Below are 24,307 nucleotides of genomic sequence, written 5' to 3' on the forward strand. Positions count from 1 at the left end.
TAATTTGCCTTTCTGATTTATCTAACACATATCTAGTCAGTGAATGTTTGCAGTAGGTTTTTGTTCTATGAAGTGGCTATCAGCTACAGCTGTTTTTGCTGCCGTGCTCCCCTCGATTACAGTATTTGGTGAACCCCTTTCGAAAGAATTAAACTCTAGTTATAGAGGATCAGGATCAAGCATTTCAGATTCTCATTCGAATAACTTTACGCAACAAACACAAGATGAGAGCGGAACAACTTATATAGTTTCTGGGAATGTCTCATTTACAACATTCACAAACATTCCCGAGCCTAAACCAACTCCAGCAGCTGAACCAGAACCAGCACCAACACCAAGTGATCAAGGCTCCTCAAGCAGTAGCTCAGGTAGTAGAACATCGCAGCCTTCAACAGGACAAGCTAGTACTATTGCTCGACATCAAGAAAAGCTTTATCAATCTATCCTGCAAAGTCTAAGCTCCTCATCATTTGCTCATTTTTCGAAATTGCAGCAGGGAAATTTTGATCTTAGTAATTTCACATCTGAGAAATCTCATGTACTAAGTTTTCCTCTAGCGGCAGCTTCCGTAGCAACCGTAGATAAATCTACTTCTACTCCCACTCCAAAAGGCGGTGGAGCTTTTTATAATGATAAAGGTGGTCCTCTATCATTTATTACCTACGCTGGAAATCCAGGATCTATCTCCTGCTCTCTAATCAAAATGACAGGAAAAGGAGGAGCTATATACTCCAAAGGTCCTATATCTTTTGATGGATTAGAAAATGTTACTTTCAAAGATAACGTATCCCAAGAAGCTGGTGGTGCTCTATTTACAGATTCTACACTGACCATTAGGAATATCCTTAATTCTATCGAATTTACAAATAACGCTGCGCGCGTTCCTGTTCCTCTCATTCCTCTTCAGCCACCTACAACACCCCCGGCAGTTCCTGGAGCTGGAGGTGCTATAGCTCCTAATGGCTTACGCGACACTCATCCTTTCCGCAAATATATAGCGCAAACAGGAAGTGCTGATGCAGGTTCTCAAACACCTGATCTCCCCACATATACAACAGAAACTGCAGGAAACGGTGGTGCCGTCTTTGCTAAAGGCGCAATTGTCATCTCTACTTACAAAGATATGACTTTCAGAGGAAACTCTGCAGAATTCCCTCCTATTATCGATTTAATCAAAGAACAAATCGAAGCCAGTAAAAAGGCAAAAGCTGTCGCTCCTAAAGTTTCTAATGTCTTATCTTCCGACGCCGCTGCTGCACCATCCCCCTCTCCAGAATCTGTTATCAAAGGATCCGGAGGAGCTATCTTTGGTTTGGATACTATTACTATTAGTGATGGCTCTGAAGATACCCTATTCATATTAAATACTGCTACAGGGGCTGGAGGTGCTATCTATGGAGATAAAACAATCTCGATTAGTAAGGTTGCTAATTTAAAATTCCAAAGCAACTCTGCAGATACCCGAGGGGGAGCGATTTATTCTAAAGAGAATCTGACAATACAAGATTCTTCCATCCTTACCCAGTTTAATGGAAACAACGGGAAAACTGGTGGTGGAGGTATTTATTGTCTAGGAGACGTAACCCTTACAAACCTTTCTCAAGCACGTTTCGGAGCTAACAGAGCTGGAAACTACGATCTTACTATCACCGTACCAAGCAAAGAAAAACCCGTTGCTTCTGCCGCCTCTTCTCAGCCAGCACAACAAGCTCCTGTACCTATTGTTCCTCCTTTAGGGAAGGGTGGGGGTATCTATGTTGAGAAAAATCTTAGTGTTTCTAAGATTGCTTCAACTTTAGAATTCTTAAATAACCAAGCTACAGATCACGGTGGGGGTGCTTATGTTAAAGGCACTCTAAAATGTGAAAATTCTCACAGAATACAATTCACCACAAATACGTCAAAAAAATCTGGTGGTGGTCTGTATTGTGAAAGCGATGTGACATTCACAAATCTTACAGGGAAAACTCTCTTTCAAGGTAACGTTGCTACAGAAGATGGTGGGGGTATCTGCTTAGCTCCAGAAAAATCTCTAACCTTATCAAATTTAGAAAGCTTCTGCCTAATAAACAACACCTCGAGCAAAAGTGGTGGTGGAGCGAATATCCCTAAAGAACTTATTTTTACATTCCCTAACCCTAATCCAGATCCTTCCCCAACAACACCACCTGCTGTGGTTCCTGTATTTGGAAGTGCTGTTATTACTGGGAACCAAGCTACAGAGCATGGTGGCGGTGTTTACACAACAAAAGCTTCCTTCACTAGTCTTGAATTGATCGATATTGGTCAAAATACTGCTAAAAATGGTGCTGGTCTTTGTACACAAACTATACCTGCAGCAGGTGCTGTTGTAGCTGTAGTTGGACAACCTCCTCAGGATGATTCAGACTTTAAAGTTGACTACGTTATTACGACAAATGTCACGAAAAACGTTGCCTCAGAAAGTGGTGGGGGTGTTTACGGTAAAAAAGGAAAGATCTCTCGTCTTGATCATTTAAATATCACAGGAAATTCCGCAGGAAAATGTGGTGGAGGGCTCTACTTTACAGAAGCATTGACTCTTGAAGGTATTGAGGTTTCAAAGATCTCAGAAAATACTGCAAAAGAAGCTGGTGGTGCGATCTATGCTAAAACACTTACCTGCACAAACCTTCCTGCAGGATTAACTGTAAGCAATAATAAAGCAGAAACTACCTCGACTACTACAACAGACCCAAACGCTGCTAGTGTCCCTACAGCAATTACTGGCGGTGCCCTTTATGCAGAAACACTTGTCTTAGAAAAATTGGTAGGAAATTGTACATTCTCCGGTAACCAAGTCATTGATAAAAATCCTAATCTTTCAACTAATAACTCTCCTGCTGATCCTGATATTCAAGGCGGAGCGATCTATGCTAAAACCACCTTCACTCTACAAAATAGCACTGGAAATCTTACTTTTTCAGGCAACTCTGCAACTACAAAACGATCTGCAACAACAGGACAGGTAGCCGGTGGAGCTATTTACGCTCCTACTGTTACAATTACAAATTGTTCTCAAGCTATTAACTTTGTTAATAACTCAGCATTATGCACGCCAACAACACCTCCTACAAATCCTGCCAATGGAGTCACACCAAAGGAAACCTTCGGTGGAGCTATTGCAGGGACAACTAGCGTTACATTTACAGGTAACCAAGCACTATTTTTCAAAGGCAACTCTGCAGACATTGGCTCAGCAATTGGATGTAAAAACGGTGCTTCTAACAATGGTACAGTAACATTTACCGATTCCGTCTACTGTTCCTTTGAAGAGAATATAGCTAAAAATCGTGGAGCTATCTACGCAGCTACCCTATCTATTCCGAAAGGATATATGAACTTTTCTAACAACAGTTCTGCAAATGATGGTAGTGCGATTTATTTCACAAAACAGGCAGATATTACGGCTGCTTCGTCTATTCTGTTCCTTAACAATAAGGTTACTTTAGCACAAACTCCAGCTGCCCAAGGCTCCCAAGGACAAGCTCAAGTCAAAAATTTAGGTGCTGCAATTTATGGAGCGCCAGCTAGCGATGATGCTATACTTAATCTTACAGCTTTAAGCGGTAGCATCACGTTTAAAAACAACCAGTGCTTACCTACAGGGACAGATACTGCTACCTCCTTCTGTAGTATAACAGGAAAAGTTAAACTCACTCTAAACGCTGCAGAAAATCAATTTATCAATTTCTATGATGCCGTAAACATCACCACGTCTAAAACTAGTGATTATAACACTCTAGATATCAATAAAACACCGACACAAGCAACGCCTCTAAACTACACAGGAACTGTACTATTCTCTGGAGAATTTCATGAGCATAAGTCCTTCATTCCTCAAAAGACTGTTTTACATAACGGAACGTTAGTTTTAGGTAAAAATGCAGAATTAAATGTTATCTCCTTTGATCAGAAACCTGGATCTTTACTCGTTATGGGACCAGGTGCGGTATTATCTACTCAGAAGCCAACAACAGGAGGAGCTGCGACCTCTGGAGGTATAGCAATTAATAATCTTACTATTGATTTTAGTGAGATTGTTTCGGAAAACGGAGTAGCCACCCCACCTGCTTTGAAATTAGGGGTTGATCCTGCGCGAGCAGCAGGGCCTAGAGGTCATAGAAGTGAGAAAAACTCAACTCCACAAGCTAATAAAGCTGCACCTGATGTAGCTCAGGAAAAAATCTACCTAACAGGTACACTAACCCTTATCGATCCTTCTGGGGCCTTTTACCAAAACCCCTACTTAGGCGAAGATCGTGAAATTGAGTTATTAAAACTCCCTACGGAATCTAACAAAGTAAATATTTCTGACCTAACTTTAGCAGGAGATACCAAACCTCAAAAAGGTTATATTGGCACCTGGACACTAGGTACAGCAGATCAAAATGGGAAACTACAAGCTAGCTGGAAATTTGAAGAATATCGTCGATGGATCTATATCCCTCGTGATAATTACTTCTACGTTAACTCTATTCTAGGTTCTCAAAACTCCTTGATTGCTGTAAAGCAAGGCATCGTCAACAATATGCTTAACAACGCACGTTTTGATGATGCTGCTTACAATAACCTTTGGTTATGCGGAATAGGATCATTCTTACAGAAAGAACAAGGAGAAGAAGCTAGATCCTTCTCTTATCATAGTCGTGGCTATTCACTTGCTATAGATGCTAAACCGCGTCCTGAATTTATTTTAGGAGCTTCGTTTAGCCAAGTCTTTGGACATGCCAAATCAGAAAAAACTGTTGAGAATTACAAGCATAAAGGCTCTGATCACTCCTTCCAAGGAACTTTATACGCCGGTAGAGCTTTCTATTTACCTCATAGACTAACGAAAGCCCCACGCCCTATACTTCTTCAGGGTGTGATGACTTATGGTTATATGAAGCACGATACAACCACCTACTACCCATCCATTCAAGAGCGCAATCTTGGCAATTGGGAAGATCTTGGCTGGCTGTTTGATGTTCGTATGATTATTGATTTAAAAGAGCCTTCAAACAACTCCACAACAAGATTCTCCTTCTACTCAGAAGCAGAATATACAGGAGTACGTCAAAAACAATTTACAGAACTTGACTACGACCCTAGGACATTCGACTCTTTTGCTTATAGAAATCTTGCAACTCCTTTAGGTTTTATTTTCGAAGGAGCTTTGATACAATACGACATTCTAATGTACAACAAGCTCTCTCTTGCTTATGTACCCGTTATCTATAGAAATAAACCGCAATGTACCTACAGAGTTGACTCCACAGGACAAACCGGTGAAGTTTCTGGTGTAATTCCTACAAGGAATGCAGGAAGAATAGAGTATAGCTCGCAAATATATCTAGGTCCATATTGGACACTCTATGGCACCTATACCGTAGATGCTGGGATGTCTTCATTGGTACAAATGGCCAACTGCGGCGCACGTATGATCTTTTAAAAGTAGAAGCTAAGAAATTCATATACTTGATAATTTGTTTTGTAATTGTAGAACCTACACGGGTTCTCAATTACAAAACCAAAGACGGAACAAAAACACGTTCCAAAGAATATAATCTAGATATCTCTATTGCTCATAATAACGACGCATTCTATCAAAGTCTGCAGCATACAACTCATCCAGAAGATAAGCCTTAAACAATCCTGGACCTTCACAGCGTTCACGAGCAAGCATTCCACAAAGAGTAAAATATTCTACGCCTAATCGTGTAGCTTCAAAAGAATCATCTATCACCGATCTAAATGCAGCAAGCACCCCAGTTAGAGAACAACCCATCCCCGTAACGCGAGACATTAATGGATCTCCGAGCTCTATAGTTGCACTACGATTCCCATCAGTGATAAAGTCTATAGCACCGGTAACAGCAATAGCACAACCACATAAACATTCGTTAGCTAAAGCGATTGCCATATCTTTAGCATCATGAGTAGTGTTAACAGAATCCACACCACGTGTTTTCGTAGGGACATCTCCAAAAGAGAGAATTTCACTAGCATTTCCCCGAACAATCGTAGCATGTGCAAGCAAATGATGAGAAACTTCTGTCCTAATTTTTGTAGCTCCTGAACCTGCAGGATCGAAAATCACAGGCTTATTTTGTCTTAAAGCAATATCTACCGCTCTGTAAGATCTCTGAATAAATAGATGATCAAGAGTTCCAATATTAAGATAAACAACCGAACTTAATCCTATTAATTCTTCTAACTCTAAATCGGATACACTCATAATAGGTGAAGCCCCGATAGCTAGAAAGCAATTTGCAAGAAAATCCATAGAAACGTAATTCGTAATATTCAAAACTACGGGTTTTTCCTTTTTTAAGCGTTGTAATGCTTCATTCATTCGTTCTAACATCTAAGTCCCCTATCAACAATTTCTCTTAGTGTTTTTGTTACTAAACTCGCATTTTGAGCAGAGTGAAATACTCCAATAGCAGCAATACCTGCAGCGCCAGCTTCCACTACTTCAGCGGCATTACTTTCATCGATGCCACCAATAGCAATTATAGGGTGTTCACATAGAGAAACAGCCTGTTCCAAACCAGAAAATCCCCAAAGATTAGTGGCGTCGGGTTTATTCTGAGTAGCAAACATCGCGCTTAATCCCAAATAATCAATCGGTAAAGTATTGGCATTGAGAAGCTGATCAAGAGTATTTACGTTCCACCCTATAATTTTATCAGGGCCTAGAAGCTCTCTGGCCTCTATAACATCTCCATCTGTCTGCCCTAGATGAACACCTGACGCATCCAAATCCAAACATACAGATACACTATCACTGATAATTAAAGGGATTTCCAAAGGATCTAGGATCGACTTTAATGCTTCTCCAAAACTTAAAATCTCCCTATGTGAAAGCTCTTTTTCACGAAGTTGAACAGCAGTCACCCCAGATTGTACGCACTCGGATACAAAATCAAGATATCCCTCTATTGGAGAGTTCTGTCTATTGGTGATTAGAATGAGTTTGAAAAAGTCTTCTTCCAAAGGTTTCCTCCCTACATATGCACACGTTTACGCAAGAGAGAAGAGGTTAAAATATCCCTAAAGAAAAACCCTTAAGAACAGAAATGAACGCAACTCCCTTCGCAAGTATTAACTCGAGCAGGTTCTAAGAACTTTTTTCATCTAAACAGCAAAGATTCACACGTTTAGAGGTTCTAGAGAATTAAAAAATCAAGACAGGTTAAAGCAAATATCCTTGATATACAAGAATAAAAAATACAAAAGGATATTTCTCAACTTTTATTTTCAATTAATAGATTGATGGGATGAGGAAGAATAGATTGCTAGAAATTGACGGAGAGAGAGGGATTCGAACCCTCGGTACGCGTTAACGCACACACGCTTTCCAAGCGTGCTCCTTAAGCCACTCGGACACCTCTCCACTAGCCAAATAAGGATATTCTTTCGAAAAACTTGAACTGAAGATATCCCAATACATCCATTTTTATCAAGATTCGTCTGAATACAAAGGATTTTTAAAAAATCTACAAAGCTATTTTGAATTCACTCTTTATTAAAATTGTGGGTCAATAGGATAATAGCTAAATTCATCAATCTATTTAGATCATGCGTAGAATATTCATCCTTATTTTGTTCCTTTTCTGGTGCTCACATACTTTTGGAGACTCTAAAACAGAACAAAAACATGTCCTTGTTAGTATAGTCCCTTATAAATTTCTAGTTGAGCAGATAGCAGAGGGGACTTGCGAGGTATGCTCTATAGTTACTAATAACTATGATCCTCATACCTATGAGTTGTCTCCCCGACACATGGAAAAATTTCTTCGTGCGCAACTTTGGTTCCGTATGGGAGAAAACTTTGAAAAGTCTTGTGAGAAAAATGTTTCTTGTCCCCAAGTAGACCTCAATAAAAATATTCAAGTAATTCCTGGATATACAGGATGCGCTCATCATTTTCATAGTTTTGATACTCATACCTGGTTAAGTCCCAAAAATTTGAAAATACAAGTAGCTACTATCGTAGAGGCCCTATGCTTGTATTTCCCAGAACACACTGCATTATATCAAAGTAATGGAGAAAAATTACTTAAGACTCTTGAAACCCTAGACGTAGAAATTCAAGAAATCACAGCCTCCGCTAAGCAGCGTCATATTTTAGTCGCGCATGGAGCTTTTGGCTATTTCTGTAGAGATTACAATTTTTCCCAACATGTTGTGGAAAAAAGTAATCATGCTGATCCCTCCCCAAAAGATGTTGTCCGTGCTGCTCAAAGTATTCGTGAACACGGGATTTCATCTATGATTTTACTCCGTCATGCAGGCAAACGCAGTAGTGCTATGCTCGCTGAACGCTTCCATATGGATACGGTAAACTTAGATCCCTATGAAGAAAACGTTATAAATAATCTGAAAACTATAGCAACAACTCTTGCTAATTTATGACAGTACAAATACTCGTTAAAGATCTTTCCTTCCGCTATGGACCAAAAAGCTCTTGGATCATCAATAATGTGTCTTTCATGATTCATGAAGGAGATTTTGTCGGTATTATAGGACCTAATGGTGGTGGGAAAACAACTTTAGCTATGCTCATGTTAGGTTTATTAAAACCTACTTTAGGAACTCTAGAAACATTTTCTACATGTAGAAAAGAATCGGAATTAACTATTGGATGGGTTCCACAACACTTCTCTTACGATTTTTCCTTCCCTATTTCTGTAAAAGAAGTTGTTCTATCAGGAAGGCTTTCTTTTCTCCGCTGGCATGGGAAATACTCTAAATATGATCATGAATCTGCTGAGCAAGCTTTAGAGACCGTAGATCTTTTGCATCATAAGGATACCTGCTTTTCCCATCTATCTGGAGGACAGATACAGAGAGTACTACTCGCTAGAGCCCTGGCATCTCATCCTAAACTACTCATCCTTGATGAACCCACAGCAAATATCGATCCTGAAAATCAACAACGCATCCTACAGATTCTCACAGAACTTAATGCCCAGTGTACGATTCTTATGATCACACATGATTTGCATCATACAACTAGTCACTTCAATAAAGTATTTTATATGAGCAGAACTCTAACAACATTGACCAATACACCAACAATATCTCAAGAGTTTTGCTGCGATTCTTTCGAAAAAAAGGCTGATCTATGATTTCTTTTTTTGATCATATCCTTCCCGCGCTACTCTTCCCGTCTCTACTTGCAGCCCTAGGAGCATCTATTGCTGGGGGAGTTGTGGGAACATACATCGTAGTGAAACGTATTGTTTCTATTAGTGGAAGTATCTCCCATTCTATTTTAGGAGGAATTGGTCTTACCTTATGGATTCAATATCGACTGAATCTTGAATTTTCTCCTATGTACGGGGCTATAGTTGGAGCAATAATCCTAGCAATCTGTATTGGAAAAATTCATCTCAAGTATCAAGAAAGAGAGGATGCCCTCATTGCTATGATTTGGTCCGTAGGCATGGCAATCGGAATTATCTTTATCTCCCAACTCCCTGCTTTTAATTCAGAGCTAGTGAATTTTCTTTTCGGAAATATTCTTTGGGTAACTACTCATGATCTCTATAGCTTAGGGATACTAGACGTTGTTGTTCTCACAACCGTAGCGCTCTGTCATACGAGATTCCTTGCACTATGTTTCGATGAAAAATACATGATGCTCAGTCGCTACTCTGTACAAACGTGGTATTTCCTTTTACTAATTTTAACGGCAATTACCATTGTTATGCTGATTTACATCATGGGTGTTATCTTAATGCTAAGCATGCTTGTTTTGCCTATATCGATCGCTTGTAGGTTTTCCTATAGAATGGTCAACATTATGATTGTTTCCGTTCTCTTAAACATTCTATGCTCATTTTCCGGAATTGTCCTTGCCTATGCCCTAGATTTTCCTGCAGGACCAACGATCGCTATTTTGATGGGTATTGCTTATACAGTAAGTCTATTTGTAAAAAGACTATTCAGTAGATCCACACCTTCCCCGGTAAGTCCAGATAACATCACAAATTTTTCAGAGGGAAAGAGTCTCTGAAAATTCTCTAGGCATTCCTGTCTTTCATCAGGAAGAAGATCATCGATTTTATTTAAAGCGATGATCCTGCCTTTATCAGCAAGATCTTCTTTATAATGTAAAAGTTCGTCCATGAGAATACGTAGATCTTCTTCGGGAGAGGATCTCTCGCATCCACAAATATCAATAACAAATAATAACAATCTAGTGCGTTCAATATGCCTTAGAAAATCTAATCCCAAACCACGATTTTGATGAGCACCTTCTATGATTCCGGGAATATCTGCGATAATCCATGGTTTCTGGTACAATCTCTCCTGACAGGGAACCAACCCTAATACAGGCTGAAGTGTAGTAAATGGATATGCCCCCACTTTAACTTCTGTTTTAGCAAGAGTATTAAATAACGTGGATTTACCAGCATTTGGGAAGCCTACAAGACCAATATCTGCTATGAGTTTTAACTCTAGCTCGACTTGCCGTACTTCTCCAGGTTTTCCTGGAGTAGCTTTTGTAGGAGCACGATTGGTAGATGTCTTAAAGAAAGTATTTCCTTTCCCACCTTTGCCTCCACGACAAATAACTAAACGTTCTCCGTCTTTGGCAAAATCATAAAGAATCTCTCGAGTCTCTACATCACGTAATAACGTTCCTTCAGGAACTACCAAAACCAAATCTTTTCCGTTTCTCCCAGAACGATTATTAGTTGCTCCAGATTGTCCATCTTCAGCCTTTAAAAAGCGTATATTCCTATAGGATTCAAAAGAGTATACATGTGTAGCTGATTCGATAACAATAGATCCACCAACACCGCCGTTACCACCATAAGGGCCACCTTTCGGTAGATACTTTTCCTTTCTCCAAGCTACGACACCGTTACCGCCTTTACCAGCACGTAACTCTATAGTAATTTGATCTAAAAACATTGTATACTTATCCCTAAATCGCAAACGCTGCTAAAACAGAAAAGCCCCGTTTTATGCGTGAGCAAAAAACAGAGCTTCCTAGATAATTGGTTTTTGAAGAGTCTTTTAAGACTTATTCTGGAAGAACAGAAATATATGTACGATCTGTCTTCTTAGTGACAACAATACCATCTATTAAAGCAAATAAAGTATCGTCACGACCTCTACCCACGTTTTGAGAAGGATGCCACTTAGTGCCTCTTTGTCTTACAAGAATACTTCCTGTGGAAACTCTTTGTCCTGCGCCCACTTTCATGCCGAGACGCTTTGACTCTGAATCGCGACCGTTACGGCTTGCTCCCTGACCTTTCTTATGTGCCATTTCAAAATCCTTTAGTTATCCACCAGTCGATTACATCACTAGATTACTAATTTTTACTCTAAGGTAATTCTGACGGTGACCAGTCTTACGATGATAATTTTTACGTCTTTTGTATTTATAGGCCGTTACTTTTTCTCCACGAACTCGAGAAAGCAACTGACCTTTTACTACAGCATTCTTTACCGTAGGAGTCCCTAAAGAAACTTTAGATCCATCAAAAGTAAACAACACTTGATCGAAAACAACTTCTTGTCCCTCGGAAACGCCGTCTAACAATTCGACGTCAATTACATCCCCTTCAGTAACCTGATATTGCTTGCTTCCGGTCTGAATTATCGCGTAAGACTTCATTAATTCTTTCCTTATGATTCTTTATTCTGTGCTTAGGACTCAATAGATTTGCCAAATACTTTAGCAAACCCTGAAATTATAAAAAAATACAAAGTCCTTGATTTTAGTTTTCCAAGAAAAACTAGACACGTTGAACGTTAACCGAGTATGGCCGGAGCCGGGGTCGAACCGACGACACAAGGATCTTCAATCCTCTGCTCTACCAACTGAGCTATCCAGCCATTTCAGTAGGTTATCATAGGGAAATATTCGCTTTAAAGCAATGATATTTCTAAGAACATAAACTCTAATCAAAGAGTTTACGAAAAAATCAGACCGGAAGATGCATGACTGCGATCTTGAGGATATTCAGGAAGAATTTGCTCTCTTCTATTTCTAGAAAAAATAATTTTAAAAAATAAACAAAGAATTTTTAGCACTAAGGTAACAATCCCTAGACCACAAAATTCCATTAATCCGGTGACTGTATAAACAAGTATTTTTCTTTTACTTTCGCCGCGTAGATTGACAGACCATACGCTGAATAACTTGATTAACCCAATGATTGAACCAATCACAGGAATCACTGCTAAAGCTGAATTTTTCAAAGCCGTAGGATTCGTTAAATCCCAATCATAAGAGATATCCCATATACCTTCATCATCTCTAGGAAATAACATATAACAACTTCTAGGAAATATTTGTCCTACTCTATCGTCAAAATCCTGATTTGTCTCGAATCTAATCTGCATAACTCTAATTAAAATCTGTGTTATAATAAAAAATTATAACATTATTAACCTTTCTATATTAAAAATAAATCACCTTATCTATTTTTATATAAATTAAAAATATATCTTTAAAAGATTAAAATAATATTTTTACAGACTGGTCAACTCTTACATAGAAGAATTTTTATGTATGTATAGGTGCGTGAATTCTGATTATTTTGTATATTTTCTCACGAGATTCTCAACCACGGTAAAATTGAGCCTACGGCGATTTTACATCCCAATTAAAGAGCGACGATCTCAAAATAAGGAATATTAAAACGGTACAATAAATATGAACGCAGAAAATGACTCTCCTTTGCCTAAACCGCAATGGATTTATCGTGTAGGAATCGGGCAAGATAGCCATCGTTTCCTTTCCGAAAGTTCTGCAAAACCCTGCACTTTAGCTGGGGTAATCTTTGAAAATAGTCCTGGTTTCCAAGCAAATTCTGATGGCGATATTGTCTTCCACGCTATTTGCAACGCCATCTCTTCTGTAACTCATAGAATCATATTAGGAGAAGTTGCCGATGAACTTTTCCATACTCGTGGTATTACCGACAGTAGTGTGTATTTATCCGAAGCTATAAAATCCTTAAAATCGAACCAAATGATTTCTCATGTAGCTATTACTATTGAAGGAAATCGTCCTAAATTTCTTCCAAAACTCTCTGCTATGAGACAAAGTATTGCCTCTGCTTTAAATATTCCTCTAGGATCCGTAGGCATTACTGCAACCTCTGGGGAAGGTTTGAGTGATTTTGGCTGTGGTGATGGTGTACAATGTTTTTGCGTACTCACAGTTATGGAGTATTGCAATTAATAGACATCGATAACATAACGACGCTCTTCCTTCAATTGGGAGAGCTTATCTTTCCCCAAAATATCTTCTAGAGTCTTTTTAACTTCACTTCCCAAAACCTTACTTCCACAAACAAAGAAATACGCCCCCCCTTCATATGCTTTTAAGACCGTATCCGCCTCTTTTCTGAGTAGATCTTGTACATAGATCTTCTGATCCCCATCGCGAGAAAAAGCTAAAAAAAGCTGCAACAACTGGTTTTCAATAGCTTGTTTCCAAAAATCTTGATAATAGAAATTCGCCTTCTCAAATCGTTCTCCAAAAAAGAGTAAGTTCGTTCCTGGATCTTTATTGTAAATACGCTGTTGTAAGAAACCTTTATATGGAGCTATTCCGGTTCCTGAGCCGATCATGACAATGGGTTTATTATGAATGTAATCCCCAATGGTAAAATGTTTGGTAGGCTGTACGTATGCATAACAGCTCTCATCTAGCTCTAATTCCTTACATAAAAAGAAAGAACACACTCCATGACGCTGCTCATACTCCCCAGGATAACTTACAAGCCTAACTAGCAGTTCTATTTTTTTTTCCTGAGGATGTGGAGCAGAGGCTATCGAATAAAAGCGAGGTAGTAGAGGTAAGACACTTTGTACAAATAGCTCTATAGGGATACTAGGTTTATATTTCTGTATAGCATCATAAAAATTTATAGAATCTTCTGTATCAGGGAAAAAGGACCTAAGCTTCGCAGGAAGTTTATCTACATTTGCGTAGCATCTTAAGAAGTCATAGAAGGTAACGTGAGAGGATTCTCGAGTCTGTACCAGTTGTTTTGGAGAATAACTTAAACATTCGAGAATCTTCTCAACAACACTTATAGGATTCTTTGGGAATACGCCCAAAGAATCCCCTACCTTATAAGGTAGATTAGAATCTGTTGTACTAAGAAATAATTGATAGACATGGCCTGCATCAAAAGAAGCAATGGTAGAATCGCAACAAGAAATGAGCTCTCGTGAGAGAAGAGAAACCCTCTGAGCCTTAAATTTCTCTACTAAATGCATGGCCGAGTCAATTTAACCTATGCAGCCTTGATCTTAATATCAACTCCTGCTGGAAGAGCTAACATTTTTAGGGCATCTATAGTTTTTCCTGTAGGATCTAAGATATCTATTAAACGCTTATGCGTACGAATTTCAAACTGCTCCCTAGACTTCTTGTGTACGTGAGGAGAACGCAACACAGTGTACACTTCCCTCTTCGTAGGCAAAGGAATAGGACCTGCTACACGAGCGCCTGTTCTTTTAGCAGTCTCAACAATATCTGCGGTTGATCGATCTAGCTGTCCCTGATCGAATCCTTTCAGACGAATACGAATTTTCTGTTTTTGCTGCTTCATATATTCCTTACTTCTTAACAATCTCTTCTTGAATTTTTTGAGGAACCTTAGCAAAGAAGGCTGGTTCCATTGTTGATGTTGCTCTTCCGGAAGTCAAGGATCTTAAAGATGTTGTGTATCCAAACATTTCACTTAAAGGAACCTCGGCATTTACTTGTGCCATACCTCGTGAAGATTCCTGGCCTAAGATTTTTCCACGACGACGATTCAAATCACCAATAACATCTCCTAAATGATCCTCAGGAGTCGTTACCGCAACTTTCATAATAGGTTCTAGAATCACCGGAGTGGCTTTTCTGCAAGCTTCTTTCACAGCCATTGAACCGCATATTTTAAATGCCATTTCACTGGAATCTACCTCGTGATATGATCCAAACACAATGTTGACCTTAACATCTACCAAACCATAACCAGCAAGAACACCTGTATTTAAGCCTTCTTCTACACCTTTCATAACTGCTGGGATATATTCTCTAGGAATAACACCGCCAACAATTTTGCTGACAACTTCATTGCCCTTCCCTGGTTCATTTGGCTCAATCTCGAGGCAAACGTGAGCATATTGTCCACGACCACCAGACTGTTTCACGTATTTTGTTTCGCTTTTGCCATTCTTGGTAATTGTTTCTTTATAAGAAACTTGAGGCTTGCCAACATTAGCTTCCACTTTAAATTCGCGAATCATACGATCGCGAAGAATATCTAAATGTAGCTCACCCATCCCAGAAATAATTGTTTGTCCTGTCTCCTCGTTTGAAGTAACGCGGAAAGTAGGATCTTCCTCGGAAAGAGCACTCAATGCTTGAGCTAATTTCTCTCTATCTCCCTTAGATTTTGGCTCAATAGCCATATCAATCACAGGTTCAGGAATTTCAATACGCTCAAGAACAATTTCCTGATTATCGTCGCAAAGCGTATCCCCTGTAACTGAATATTTTAAACCTACACAAGCACCGATATCCCCAACGGTAAATTCGTCTCTATCGGTTCTTTCATTAGCGTGCATCTCTAATAAACGAGAAATCCGCTCTTTTTTATCCTTAGTGGAGTTAAGAATAGCTGAACCCTTTTTAAGAGTTCCTGAATAGATACGGATAAAGGTGATACGACCAACATAGGGGTCTGTCATAATTTTGAACGCAAGAGCAGCTAGAGGGCCGTCTTTTCTAGGTTCTAAATGAACTTCTTCGTTGTTCTTTAGATTAATTCCATGGATTACACCACGATCTTTAGGTGAAGGCAACCATCTTACAATAACATTGAGAAGCTGCTGGACACCTTTATTCTTAAAGGCAGTTCCACACAATACGGGATTGATCTTATTTTCAATAACCCCTTTGCGCATCGCATCATGGATTTCTTCTTCGGTAATAGAATTTGGATCTTCGAGAACTTTCATCATGAAAGCTTCATTACTTTCATCTACTGTAGCAAGTTCTTCAAGAAGTGCATACCGAAGTTCTGCACATTTCTCTTTAAGTTCTTCAGGAATTTCTCGTTCTTCCCACTTAGCACCTAGAGTTTCATCTAGAAAATATAGAGCCTTTTGCGAAATCAGATCCACCATTCCAACAAATTGGCTTTCAGCGCCAATAGGACAGTGCACAGGAATGGCATTAGCACCAAGTTTTTCTTTCATAGATTCTACGGCCGCAAAGTAATCCGCACCCATGCGATCCATTTTATTTACGAAAGCAATCCGGGGAACACCGTACTTATTCGCTTGTCTCCACACAGTCTCTGATTGAGGCTCAACTCCAGACACTGCATCAAATACAGCTACGGCACCGTCTAAAACACGAAGAGATCTCTCAACTTCAATAGTGAAGTCCACGTGTCCAGGAGTGTCAATAATATTGATTTTACAATCTAGCCAGAAAACAGTTGTTGCAGCAGAGGTAATAGTAATACCTCTTTCTTGCTCCTGTTCCATCCAGTCCATGGTAGCTCCGCCTTCATGAACCTCACCAATTTTATGAGTTCTTCCAGCGTAATAAAGAATTCTTTCTGTAGTTGTCGTTTTTCCCGCATCGATATGTGCCATGATACCGATGTTTCTAATTTTGCTTAAATCGAATTCCTGATCACTCATGAACTTGTTATGCCTCTTCCAAACCGAGATTAAATATTATTTTACCACTTATAATGAGCAAATGCTTTATTAGCTTCAGCCATACGGTGGGTATCTTCACGTTTTTTAATAGTAGCTCCCTGTTTATTGAAACAATCAATGAGCTCAGTTGCTAATCCCATCTCCATAGATTTTCCAGGCTTTGCTCTAGCGTGTTTAATAATCCATTGCATAGCCAAACAGTCTCTTCGTCCCGAAGCAACTTCTACAGGAACTTGATATGTAGCTCCACCAACACGACGAGAGCGAACTTCAAGCAAAGGCTTTGCATTTTCCAAGGCTTCTTCAAAAGCCTCTAGCACATTCTCCGCTCCTATTTTCTTAGAAAATCTATCTAAAGCAGAATAAACTATCTTCCTAGCGATGCTTTTTTTCCCATGCATCATAACTTTATTAATGAACCTTTCTAGGGTTACGCTTCCATAGATGGGATCTGCTGGAATTACTTTCTTCTCAGCGGCATGTCGTCTTGACATATAAATTAACCTCTAACTTCTCATTCCTAAATAAAGAATAGTCCTACTTAGGACGCTTTGCTCCGTATCGAGAACGGCTTTGTTTTCTATTTTTGACAGCAGCACAGTCTAGAGCTCCACGAACAATATGATAACGAACACCGGGCAAATCTTTAACCCTGCCGCCTTGAACCAAAACAATGCTGTGCTCTTGTAAATTATGGCCTTCACCACCAATGTAAGCGATGACTTCTTGGCCGTTAGACAAGCGCACCCAGGCAACTTTACGCAAAGCTGAGTTCGGCTTTTTAGGAGTCTTTGTCTTCACTTGTAGGCATACACCACGTCTCTGTGGACATTTCTGCAAGGCTGGAGATTTCTTTCTAGACGCGCTAGATTGACGCTTTTTACGTATTAATTGATTAATGGTTGGCATGTATCCTTCTCAATTCAACCTAACTACTATAAGGGGGAAAATATAGAGTAAGGATCCCTTTGTTTGCAAGGGCTTATTTTTAGATGGGAATCAGCATATAATCATCTGATATTCAAAAAAATCATTCTAATATGAAAAACTTATTTTTCAGTTTTAGAATTGAAAAAAAACGAGTCTTCACCTTCATAGGAGAAGAAATTAGGCATTATCAATCAAAAGATCAGCAGAGTGAAAACAATAATCTACTACATTATTGTTAATATAACCAAAAAGAAATCCCAAAACTATTTGCTGGAGATCTTGTTTTGAACAATAAGCTGTTTCTTTTCCGTTTTGGATAAAATAAATATACGATTCATTTTCGGATACATTTTGTACGAATATCATAGGGATAACACGAGAAAGCAAACGTCTTGCTATAGTCGCATTCGAAATACCAGTTAAAGCTTCTATTGAACTCTCAGACAAAAAAAGAACGTTTACGTGGGGTAACAATGACCAAATCCGATCTCTAAACTCATAAGCAATGCGTGAGTTATTGAGATCAAGCATGATTTTCTGCGCCTGGCTTCCAGTCTTTTTTAAAAAACTCTCTATACAGCAGCCAGAAATGAACAATTCACTATCAATCAGAGCATAGCCCCCGTCTGGCGATAGACACAGTTCTGTTGAACATTCGGGAACGTTTTGAAGAAAATAACATAAAGTATCTTCTTGATTCGGACAACGCAAGACTAGACGAAATTGATCTAATTCATTAAATGCGGGGCCATATTCCGTCTGTTTTAGATAATTAAAGTAAGGATTTCCGTTACGCAAACTCGTGATACCCAGGTTTGCGAGCTGATCTTCTGTAAGACTTAGAGGCTCCTTCCTTGTCACTCGGATAGGATTTTCTGGAAAAACTCCTTTATACATAAAAAAAATTTTTTTCACATCAGAAGCACTTATAGTCTGTATCTCCCCGATTTTCAAATTGCAACTTTCAATAAATTCTCCGTGAACATCGAGGACGACATCAATAAAAGGGCTACCGAGTATGGCAAGAGATTTAGGTGCTATCCAAGGAAAATCTTCAGCGTATGCACAAGGAAGGGCTCCAGGAATTAAGAAAGAAGCTATCAATGCGAAAAAATAAAGATAATGCATAAAAGAATCTCAAAAACAATCTAAGTTGCAATATTAGATTTAAAACTTTTATTTTAAGTGTTTTCTTATGTCATTTTTTTTATAATATTTGTTCTTTAGTTCGAAGGGAACCCATGAACACGGAAATTCCAGTCAATTCTTTACGCACAGATTATCAACAACAAGTGTACGCTTCTTCGCGTAATGTTGTGATGATTGCAATGGCTGCTGTATTTTTAATTCTTGCTTTGATTTTTTCTGGTTTAAGTTTCCTTCCCCAAGCAACACTACCTTTTTCCGGAGCCTACTTTGTTATTGGTTCCTTCTTAGTTTTCATTGCAGCCGGAATACTATTGATCAACACCCTTTGTGATGTGTTTAACACATTACGTCCCTTCGCTCCGCCATCTTAGAAAGAATATTTTTTTTTACCAACCTGTTTATTCTAAATAGTTTTTTTTTGAGATTGAAAATCTTCGCTCAAGCCCGAGGATTTTTTGTCGATGTTACGAGTATCCGTGATCAACAAAGATATTTGTAATGATAAAAATACTACGTCTTTGCGCTCTTGTTCTAACATGCTTCCCTAGTCTCTCTTTTGCTTCTGAATTACTGCATGAAGAAGACATCCGGAAAACTGTTGATAAGCTAATTGAATATCATGTGGATGTGCAAGACATCTCTTCTGATATTCTCATACGCTCATTAATAGGATACTCCCAATCATTTGATCCTCACAAAGCTTATCTTACAGAACAAGAAGTAAGTAATTTTATCCAATCTACAGACATCAAAAAGCGCCTATTGAAAAATTATAAAACAAATAATTTTTCGGTGTATCAGAATTTAAATCGTGTAGTTAAAGATAGCATTATTCGAGCACGTCAGTGGCGAACTGAATGGCTATCTGATCCCGAGACCTTGGTTAAAGAAGCCTCCACACATGTACTTATTAGAAAACCTAAGCAATGGGCACAGTCTACCCAAGAGGTAAAAGAGAGGCAGCGTTCTTTACTCCTCTCCTATATTTCTGTATATCTATCGGATAGTTCCAGAGATAGATATCAAGGAAAGGAAGCCTCTTTAACCAGTCTCTGTGTACGTCAACTCGAAGCATATGAGAACCCTTATTTAGGCATCAATGATTATGGAAACCCCATGTCACCTCAAGAGGAGTCTCATCACTTCCATGTTCGTGTCGTCAAGGCTATGGCTCACAGTCTGGATGCCCATACAACATACTTTAGTAAAGATGAAGCCCTTGCTATGCGCATTCAATTGGAAAAAGGAATGTGTGGAATTGGTGTAATCCTAAAAGAAGATATCGATGGAGTTATTGTAAAAGAGATTATTCCTGGAGGACCCGCGGACAAATCTGGCGACTTGCATATTGATGATGTAATTTATCGTGTTGATGGTAGAAGTATAGAGAATCTTCCCTTTAGAGCTGTACTAGACTGTCTTAGAGGTTCTCGAGACTCTGAAGTCATCTTAGATGTGCATAGTCAAGAGCAAAACCGTACGGTGAAATTAAGACGTGAAAAGATCAGTTTAGATGATCGTCGTGTAGATGTTTCCTATGAGTCTTATGGTAACGGGGTTATTGGAAAGATCACTCTACATTCTTTTTATGAGGGTGAAAATCAAATCTCTAGTGAACAAGATCTAAAACGAGCGATTCAAGGTCTACAAGACAAGAATCTCCTAGGGCTAGTTTTAGACATCCGAGAGAATACAGGAGGTTTTCTCTCGCAAGCAATTAAAGTTTCAGGATTGTTTATGACTAACGGAGTTGTCGTTGTATCCCGATATGCAGATGGCAGTATCAAACGTTACCGTACGGTGTCTCCTAAGAAATTCTATGACGGTCCTTTAACCATTCTTGTTTCGAAAAGTTCCGCATCTGCTGCAGAAATTGTTGCTCAAACGTTACAAGATTATGGCGTAGCTATAATTGTTGGTGATGAACAGACTTATGGGAAAGGGACAATCCAACATCAAACAATTACTGCAGATTCTGATAAAGAGGGATTCTTCAAAGTTACTGTAGGGAAATACTACTCTCCTTCTGGAAAGTCTACACAACTTCAAGGTGTGCGCTCTGATATCCATATCGCTTCGCGCTATTTTGAAGAACCTTTAGGAGAACGTTATCTAGAACATCCCCTACCTGCGGATAGCTGTGACAATGTGATGAATGATAATTTAGGAGATCTGGACTCCCATATGCGTCCATGGTTTCAAAAGTACTATACTCCAAATTTACAGAAAGAAGAGACTGTGTGGAGAGAGATGCTTCCTCAGTTAACTGCAAACAGTAAACAACGACTAAGTGAAAATAAAAACTATAAGATCTTTTTAGACGAACTAAAAGATCCCTCAGATGCAGTTCGACCTTTTGGAAGCAATGATTTACAAATGGAAGAATCTGTGAATATTTTAAAAGATATGATTCTTTTAAGACACGGTAAGTCTGCCATTTCTTTAGGAGGCTAAATGCCTCCTAATGTCTCAAGATGTTACAAAGTTAATGACTATTCCGTTTTAACTAGATGTAGATGTACTCGTTGCATCAGTACTTTCCGTAGTGAAAATCGTATTTGATTGGTTAATTTTCCCATCATCTAGAATATCTTCAGTTGTTGCTAAAAGACGTTTGCATAAACGCCATTTTTCTGGAGTACAAGGCTGTTCCATAAACACTGAGGTTGTTAGAAGTTTAATCAAACCGATAACCGCAGGGATTAAGAATAAGAAGGCATTTTTGCCAAGCTGACCTTGCAGTACAAAAGTTAAAGCCAAACCAGCAACAAGTAGGATAACTCCTAGCACGATCATCGTAATTTGAAATGCTCTCGATTGTACAATTTTTGATGTTCTTACTGGATCAACTATATGTACTTTGCACCATCCCAATACGGAATTAATCAAAGTTACCTGGACTGTTTCGTCTTTCATTACATCCTCTAATCCTGGCTTGATTAGATCGACTAAGACATCGCTGCTATTTGATACACCTGTTGTCATGTTAAACTCCTTCTCTAAACACGTAAGACGAAAAAGTTTAACCAACTCCGGTATTAATTAAAATTTTTAATTGAATTTTTTTAGATTTTATAAAGACGGGCCTCCAAGAAATTCAAAAAATTCTTAATAGGCAGAAAACAAAAAAAACCGCCCCAGATAAAATCTAGGACGGCTTTTTCGTTTAAGAACTTTTAAAGGAATTTAAAAGGATTAATAAACGTGTGTGTTTTCCGTATCTGCTACAGGTACTGTTAAAGTATCTGAAGAAAGAATAGCTTCTCCGCGAGCATCTCCAGGAGCAACCCCTTTCAATGTTACAGAAAACTCTACAGATTCTTTAGAACCTAGTTTAGGTAACGCATCAAATACTACTGTATTACCTGTAATAGTTCCTTTTGTTGGACCTGAAGAAGAAACTGGTTGCAATTCCTTAGAAAACTTAAGGATTAATGAAACGTTAGTATCTTCTGCAGAACCGCGGTTGGTTACACAAATACGGTATACGGTATTTTCACCTACACAAATAGGGTCATTGGTATCGATGACGCACATATGAGTAGCTGCGAGACCTTTCCAATGAGTTGTAACTTCTGCGCAAGAAGTGCATGATCCACAATCAGAATTTGTTCTTACTGAAACTTGATTTGTGAATTTGCCTGGGCTTTGAGCTTTAGCAACAACTTTAAACTGGAGAGTTTCTCCTGGGCACATTTCTTTAATGCACCATACAGCTTTGTTACAGCAAATTTCAGCTCCAGCAGCTTCTAAAATCGTAGCTCCTGATGGTGCTGTATCTTCTATAACAACATCGTAAAGTTTAAGATCACCTGGGTTAGATACAACAATTGTGTATTCTACAGGCTTACATACGTAAGACCAGTCAGCTCCAGAGATATTTACTTGTACACAAGGCTCGTTGATAACAGTAGTTACGTTAGCGGAACATTTATGTCCCCCGCAATAAGATACAGTAGCAACGTTAGTAACTTTTCCTCTTTTTTGAGGACAAAATTCTACAGTGAATGATTTGAAATCACCAGGACGCATATCTCCTAAGTTAAAGGAAAGAACGCGCTGTCCTGAAGCGTGAGTATAACCATCGGGTACTGGGTTATCAACCACAACACCGCGAGCTATAGCAGAACCTGTGTTGCAAACTTCGATTTTGTAACAAACTGGGCAACGTAAGCAAGCGCAATCAGGGCCTTCTTGCTTAATGCAGATAGCAGGTTGTCCGCATTTGGTATAAGAGCGAAGCTCTGGGCAAGCACATACAGTAGCAGCTGTGAAGCAACAACCTTCTTTAAGAGGTTTTACCCAAACAGTAATTTTGCACTTCTCGCCTTGACCTAAGCGATCAATTGTCCAAATTAACTTGCTGTCAGAAGTAGGTGTTGTAGCAGGATCACTGCTTACGAATTCAACTTCACAAGGAAGTTGTTGAGTGATAACGACATTAACGCAATCTTTTTTACCTACAGCAAGAATTTCAATAGGATAAGGAGATCCTACTGTTGCATATTCAGGTACAGCTTGGCTAATTTCAACGTTACAATCATCGTTAACACGCACACAATACATTTTGCCGTAGCAAGACTCTTGTTTTGTATCTACTGATGATTGGCATGAGCCATCTTGACAAGGATAAAATTCTTTATCACAGCAAGGGCCATTATTTTTTTGTTCTTGTTTTTGATTTTTATTACGGCCAAATCTAATTTTCTTGGCTGTTGTCTGCAAGATATTGTCATCTGAGGTGTCAGCATTAGCAATAAATCTTGTAGCAAGAGACTCTGCAGCAGCGGCCTCTATCTTCCCGCTGGCAAATGAACTCGCCATACTAGTTAGCGCGAGGACCGTAACTACTCGTCTGATGAGTTTGGACATAGGGATCTCCTATCGCGTGTGTTATTTTTTCTTCTGCCATCGGGTAGAAAGTTACGAACTCTTACCCTCAACATTTAAGTTTATTTTCATAAAGGCAGTTAGCAGGGAAATAATTTACCTCCTAACTACCTAACCAATTTAAGTAAATAGTTAAGAACCGTTACTTATTGTTTGCATCTACCGTCTGGAGATGTACAACCTTTAGCTTGAGGCCCTTGAACTCCTGGACTACACTCAGAGCCACAAGGCTTGGAGCAAGAAGGTGTATAGGTACCGCAAGGACTGCATGCGTTGTCTTTCTTGTTGAAAGCGTTGCAAGGATTGCAGGACTTAGGTGCACAAGGATCTTCAAAACAGCAATCTACGATACGGCAGCAGCTACTTAAGCCAACAACACCACAACATACTGCAGCTAGTAAAACAGCTTTCTTCATAAGTTTATAACTCCTTTCTAATTAGAAAACTTAACGCGCTTGATTTCTTATTAAAAAACCCTTTCAATTTTTAATAATTAATAAAGCACTTTCCCATGAACAATATTACAATAGAAAATAAAAATTTTATCAATTCTTTTTTCTATTTATATTTTTCTTAAACTAATTATTTTTCTGATAGCAAAAACAAAACTAGAGTATTAACTAAA

The 24,307-nt window shown here is 38.9% G+C and carries 22 protein-coding genes and 2 tRNA genes; 7 read left to right on the top strand and 17 right to left on the bottom strand.

The features are described from left to right. Positions 1-67 precede the first annotated feature (67 nt). Positions 68-5,452: a polymorphic outer membrane protein middle domain-containing protein gene (locus tag O6937_RS00400; RefSeq protein ID WP_332389773.1), complete on the top strand. Its 5,385-nt coding sequence runs from the start codon at positions 68-70 to the stop codon at positions 5,450-5,452. A 126-nt stretch (positions 5,453-5,578) separates the two neighbouring features. Here O6937_RS00400 and thiM read toward each other — a convergent pair whose 3' ends face one another. The 3 genes from thiM to O6937_RS00415 form a co-directional block, all read right to left on the bottom strand. Then, positions 5,579-6,367 (bottom strand): hydroxyethylthiazole kinase, encoded by a 789-nt coding sequence (thiM, locus tag O6937_RS00405; protein ID WP_332389774.1) that lies wholly within the window; start codon positions 6,365-6,367, stop codon positions 5,579-5,581. Beyond that, complete coding sequence (gene thiE / locus O6937_RS00410) at positions 6,361-6,999, bottom strand: thiamine phosphate synthase (protein WP_332389775.1); 639 nt, start codon at positions 6,997-6,999, stop codon at positions 6,361-6,363. The genes thiM and thiE overlap by 7 nt, the downstream gene beginning before the upstream one ends. 313 nt (positions 7,000-7,312) lie before the next feature. Next, a tRNA-Ser gene (locus O6937_RS00415) sits at positions 7,313-7,399 on the bottom strand. A 185-nt stretch (positions 7,400-7,584) separates the two neighbouring features. On the opposite strand from O6937_RS00415, the gene O6937_RS00420 reads away from it, so the two are divergent. Genes O6937_RS00420 through O6937_RS00430 form a run of 3 tightly spaced genes read left to right on the top strand, consistent with a single transcriptional unit; the run spans position 7,585 to position 10,027 of the window. Next, positions 7,585-8,421: a metal ABC transporter solute-binding protein, Zn/Mn family gene (locus tag O6937_RS00420; protein ID WP_332389776.1), complete on the top strand. Its 837-nt coding sequence runs from the start codon at positions 7,585-7,587 to the stop codon at positions 8,419-8,421. Next, on the top strand, positions 8,418-9,137 hold the full coding sequence (locus O6937_RS00425; protein ID WP_332389777.1) for a metal ABC transporter ATP-binding protein: 720 nt from the start codon (positions 8,418-8,420) through the stop codon (positions 9,135-9,137). Before O6937_RS00420 ends, O6937_RS00425 begins: the two co-directional genes overlap by 4 nt. Continuing rightward, positions 9,134-10,027, top strand: a complete 894-nt coding sequence (locus O6937_RS00430; protein ID WP_332389778.1) for a metal ABC transporter permease — start codon at positions 9,134-9,136, stop codon at positions 10,025-10,027. The genes O6937_RS00425 and O6937_RS00430 overlap by 4 nt, the downstream gene beginning before the upstream one ends. Here O6937_RS00430 and obgE read toward each other — a convergent pair. The 5 genes from obgE to O6937_RS00455 all read right to left on the bottom strand — a co-directional run bounded on the left by obgE (position 9,925) and on the right by O6937_RS00455 (position 12,375). Next, positions 9,925-10,932, bottom strand: a complete 1,008-nt coding sequence (gene obgE, locus O6937_RS00435; protein WP_332389779.1) for a GTPase ObgE — start codon at positions 10,930-10,932, stop codon at positions 9,925-9,927. The two genes, O6937_RS00430 and obgE, sit on opposite strands and share 103 nt — an antisense overlap. 112 nt (positions 10,933-11,044) lie before the next feature. Beyond that, positions 11,045-11,293, bottom strand: coding sequence for a 50S ribosomal protein L27 (gene rpmA, locus O6937_RS00440; protein WP_117273882.1), 249 nt, complete (start codon positions 11,291-11,293; stop codon positions 11,045-11,047). Between the two features lie 30 nt (positions 11,294-11,323). Then, positions 11,324-11,644, bottom strand: coding sequence for a 50S ribosomal protein L21 (gene rplU / locus O6937_RS00445; protein ID WP_213240322.1), 321 nt, complete (start codon positions 11,642-11,644; stop codon positions 11,324-11,326). Positions 11,645-11,792: 148 nt separating this feature from the next. Next, positions 11,793-11,865 (bottom strand) — tRNA-Phe (locus O6937_RS00450). Between the two features lie 78 nt (positions 11,866-11,943). Further along, positions 11,944-12,375 (bottom strand): hypothetical protein, encoded by a 432-nt coding sequence (locus O6937_RS00455; RefSeq protein WP_213240320.1) that lies wholly within the window; start codon positions 12,373-12,375, stop codon positions 11,944-11,946. A gap of 313 nt (positions 12,376-12,688) precedes the next feature. Between O6937_RS00455 and ispF the strand changes: the two genes are divergently transcribed. After that, positions 12,689-13,219, top strand: coding sequence for a 2-C-methyl-D-erythritol 2,4-cyclodiphosphate synthase (gene ispF, locus O6937_RS00460; RefSeq protein ID WP_213240318.1), 531 nt, complete (start codon positions 12,689-12,691; stop codon positions 13,217-13,219). Here the strand turns inward: ispF and O6937_RS00465 are convergent. From O6937_RS00465 to O6937_RS00490, 6 genes are all read right to left on the bottom strand, one after another. Then, on the bottom strand, positions 13,216-14,265 hold the full coding sequence (locus tag O6937_RS00465) for a sulfite reductase flavoprotein subunit alpha (protein ID WP_213240316.1): 1,050 nt from the start codon (positions 14,263-14,265) through the stop codon (positions 13,216-13,218). The genes ispF and O6937_RS00465 overlap by 4 nt on opposite strands. A 17-nt stretch (positions 14,266-14,282) precedes the next feature. Then, entirely contained in the window at positions 14,283-14,600 is a 318-nt protein-coding gene (gene rpsJ, locus O6937_RS00470) for a 30S ribosomal protein S10 (RefSeq protein ID WP_332389780.1), read from the bottom strand. Positions 14,601-14,607: 7 nt separating this feature from the next. Further along, positions 14,608-16,692 (bottom strand): elongation factor G, encoded by a 2,085-nt coding sequence (gene fusA / locus O6937_RS00475; protein ID WP_213240314.1) that lies wholly within the window; start codon positions 16,690-16,692, stop codon positions 14,608-14,610. 41 nt (positions 16,693-16,733) lie between these two features. Then, on the bottom strand, positions 16,734-17,207 hold the full coding sequence (gene rpsG, locus O6937_RS00480; RefSeq protein WP_213240312.1) for a 30S ribosomal protein S7: 474 nt from the start codon (positions 17,205-17,207) through the stop codon (positions 16,734-16,736). Between the two features lie 43 nt (positions 17,208-17,250). Further along, positions 17,251-17,622 (bottom strand): 30S ribosomal protein S12, encoded by a 372-nt coding sequence (rpsL, locus tag O6937_RS00485; RefSeq protein ID WP_006342868.1) that lies wholly within the window; start codon positions 17,620-17,622, stop codon positions 17,251-17,253. Positions 17,623-17,820: 198 nt separating this feature from the next. Then, the gene (locus O6937_RS00490; RefSeq protein WP_213240310.1) at positions 17,821-18,771 is read right to left on the bottom strand and encodes a hypothetical protein; all 951 of its coding nucleotides are present in this window, start codon (positions 18,769-18,771) and stop codon (positions 17,821-17,823) included. Between the two features lie 113 nt (positions 18,772-18,884). Here O6937_RS00490 and O6937_RS00495 point away from each other — a divergent pair, with 113 nt between their 5' ends. Next, on the top strand, positions 18,885-19,163 hold the full coding sequence (locus O6937_RS00495) for a hypothetical protein (RefSeq protein WP_213240308.1): 279 nt from the start codon (positions 18,885-18,887) through the stop codon (positions 19,161-19,163). A 127-nt stretch (positions 19,164-19,290) separates the two neighbouring features. Continuing rightward, positions 19,291-21,246, top strand: coding sequence for a tail-specific protease Tsp (gene tsp / locus O6937_RS00500; protein ID WP_213240306.1), 1,956 nt, complete (start codon positions 19,291-19,293; stop codon positions 21,244-21,246). A 48-nt stretch (positions 21,247-21,294) separates the two neighbouring features. Here the strand turns inward: tsp and O6937_RS00505 are convergent, their stop codons facing one another. The 3 genes from O6937_RS00505 to O6937_RS00515 form a co-directional block, all read right to left on the bottom strand. Continuing rightward, positions 21,295-21,777, bottom strand: a complete 483-nt coding sequence (locus O6937_RS00505; protein WP_213240304.1) for a cysteine-rich outer membrane protein — start codon at positions 21,775-21,777, stop codon at positions 21,295-21,297. A gap of 210 nt (positions 21,778-21,987) precedes the next feature. Beyond that, positions 21,988-23,664, bottom strand: a complete 1,677-nt coding sequence (gene omcB / locus O6937_RS00510) for an outer membrane complex protein OmcB (RefSeq protein WP_213240301.1) — start codon at positions 23,662-23,664, stop codon at positions 21,988-21,990. Between the two features lie 164 nt (positions 23,665-23,828). Beyond that, a complete protein-coding gene (locus O6937_RS00515; protein ID WP_213240299.1) occupies positions 23,829-24,098 on the bottom strand; it encodes a small cysteine-rich outer membrane protein in 270 nt (89 codons plus the stop codon). Positions 24,099-24,307: the final 209 nt, after the last annotated feature.

The organism is Chlamydia sp. 04-14 (genome assembly GCF_036632095.1).
Taxonomy (GTDB): domain Bacteria; phylum Chlamydiota; class Chlamydiia; order Chlamydiales; family Chlamydiaceae; genus Chlamydia.

Bases quoted from the DNA above. Each gene is read 5' to 3' on its own strand.
- O6937_RS00455 (WP_213240320.1), bottom strand. From the start codon at position 12,375: ATGCAGATTAGATTCGAGACAAATCAGGATTTTGACGATAGAGTAGGA.
- obgE (WP_332389779.1), bottom strand. From the start codon at position 10,932: ATGTTTTTAGATCAAATTACTATAGAGTTACGTGCTGGTAAAGGCGGT.
- rplU (WP_213240322.1), bottom strand. From the start codon at position 11,644: ATGAAGTCTTACGCGATAATTCAGACCGGAAGCAAGCAATATCAGGTT.
- rpsG (WP_213240312.1), bottom strand. From the start codon at position 17,207: ATGTCAAGACGACATGCCGCTGAGAAGAAAGTAATTCCAGCAGATCCC.
- O6937_RS00505 (WP_213240304.1), bottom strand. From the start codon at position 21,777: ATGACAACAGGTGTATCAAATAGCAGCGATGTCTTAGTCGATCTAATC.
- rpmA (WP_117273882.1), bottom strand. From the start codon at position 11,293: ATGGCACATAAGAAAGGTCAGGGAGCAAGCCGTAACGGTCGCGATTCA.
- O6937_RS00495 (WP_213240308.1), top strand. From the start codon at position 18,885: ATGAACACGGAAATTCCAGTCAATTCTTTACGCACAGATTATCAACAA.
- O6937_RS00430 (WP_332389778.1), top strand. From the start codon at position 9,134: ATGATTTCTTTTTTTGATCATATCCTTCCCGCGCTACTCTTCCCGTCT.
- ispF (WP_213240318.1), top strand. From the start codon at position 12,689: ATGAACGCAGAAAATGACTCTCCTTTGCCTAAACCGCAATGGATTTAT.
- O6937_RS00420 (WP_332389776.1), top strand. From the start codon at position 7,585: ATGCGTAGAATATTCATCCTTATTTTGTTCCTTTTCTGGTGCTCACAT.
- tsp (WP_213240306.1), top strand. From the start codon at position 19,291: ATGATAAAAATACTACGTCTTTGCGCTCTTGTTCTAACATGCTTCCCT.
- O6937_RS00490 (WP_213240310.1), bottom strand. From the start codon at position 18,771: ATGCATTATCTTTATTTTTTCGCATTGATAGCTTCTTTCTTAATTCCT.
- fusA (WP_213240314.1), bottom strand. From the start codon at position 16,692: ATGAGTGATCAGGAATTCGATTTAAGCAAAATTAGAAACATCGGTATC.
- rpsJ (WP_332389780.1), bottom strand. From the start codon at position 14,600: ATGAAGCAGCAAAAACAGAAAATTCGTATTCGTCTGAAAGGATTCGAT.
- thiM (WP_332389774.1), bottom strand. From the start codon at position 6,367: ATGTTAGAACGAATGAATGAAGCATTACAACGCTTAAAAAAGGAAAAA.
- O6937_RS00515 (WP_213240299.1), bottom strand. From the start codon at position 24,098: ATGAAGAAAGCTGTTTTACTAGCTGCAGTATGTTGTGGTGTTGTTGGC.
- omcB (WP_213240301.1), bottom strand. From the start codon at position 23,664: ATGTCCAAACTCATCAGACGAGTAGTTACGGTCCTCGCGCTAACTAGT.
- O6937_RS00400 (WP_332389773.1), top strand. From the start codon at position 68: ATGAAGTGGCTATCAGCTACAGCTGTTTTTGCTGCCGTGCTCCCCTCG.
- rpsL (WP_006342868.1), bottom strand. From the start codon at position 17,622: ATGCCAACCATTAATCAATTAATACGTAAAAAGCGTCAATCTAGCGCG.
- O6937_RS00425 (WP_332389777.1), top strand. From the start codon at position 8,418: ATGACAGTACAAATACTCGTTAAAGATCTTTCCTTCCGCTATGGACCA.
- O6937_RS00465 (WP_213240316.1), bottom strand. From the start codon at position 14,265: ATGCATTTAGTAGAGAAATTTAAGGCTCAGAGGGTTTCTCTTCTCTCA.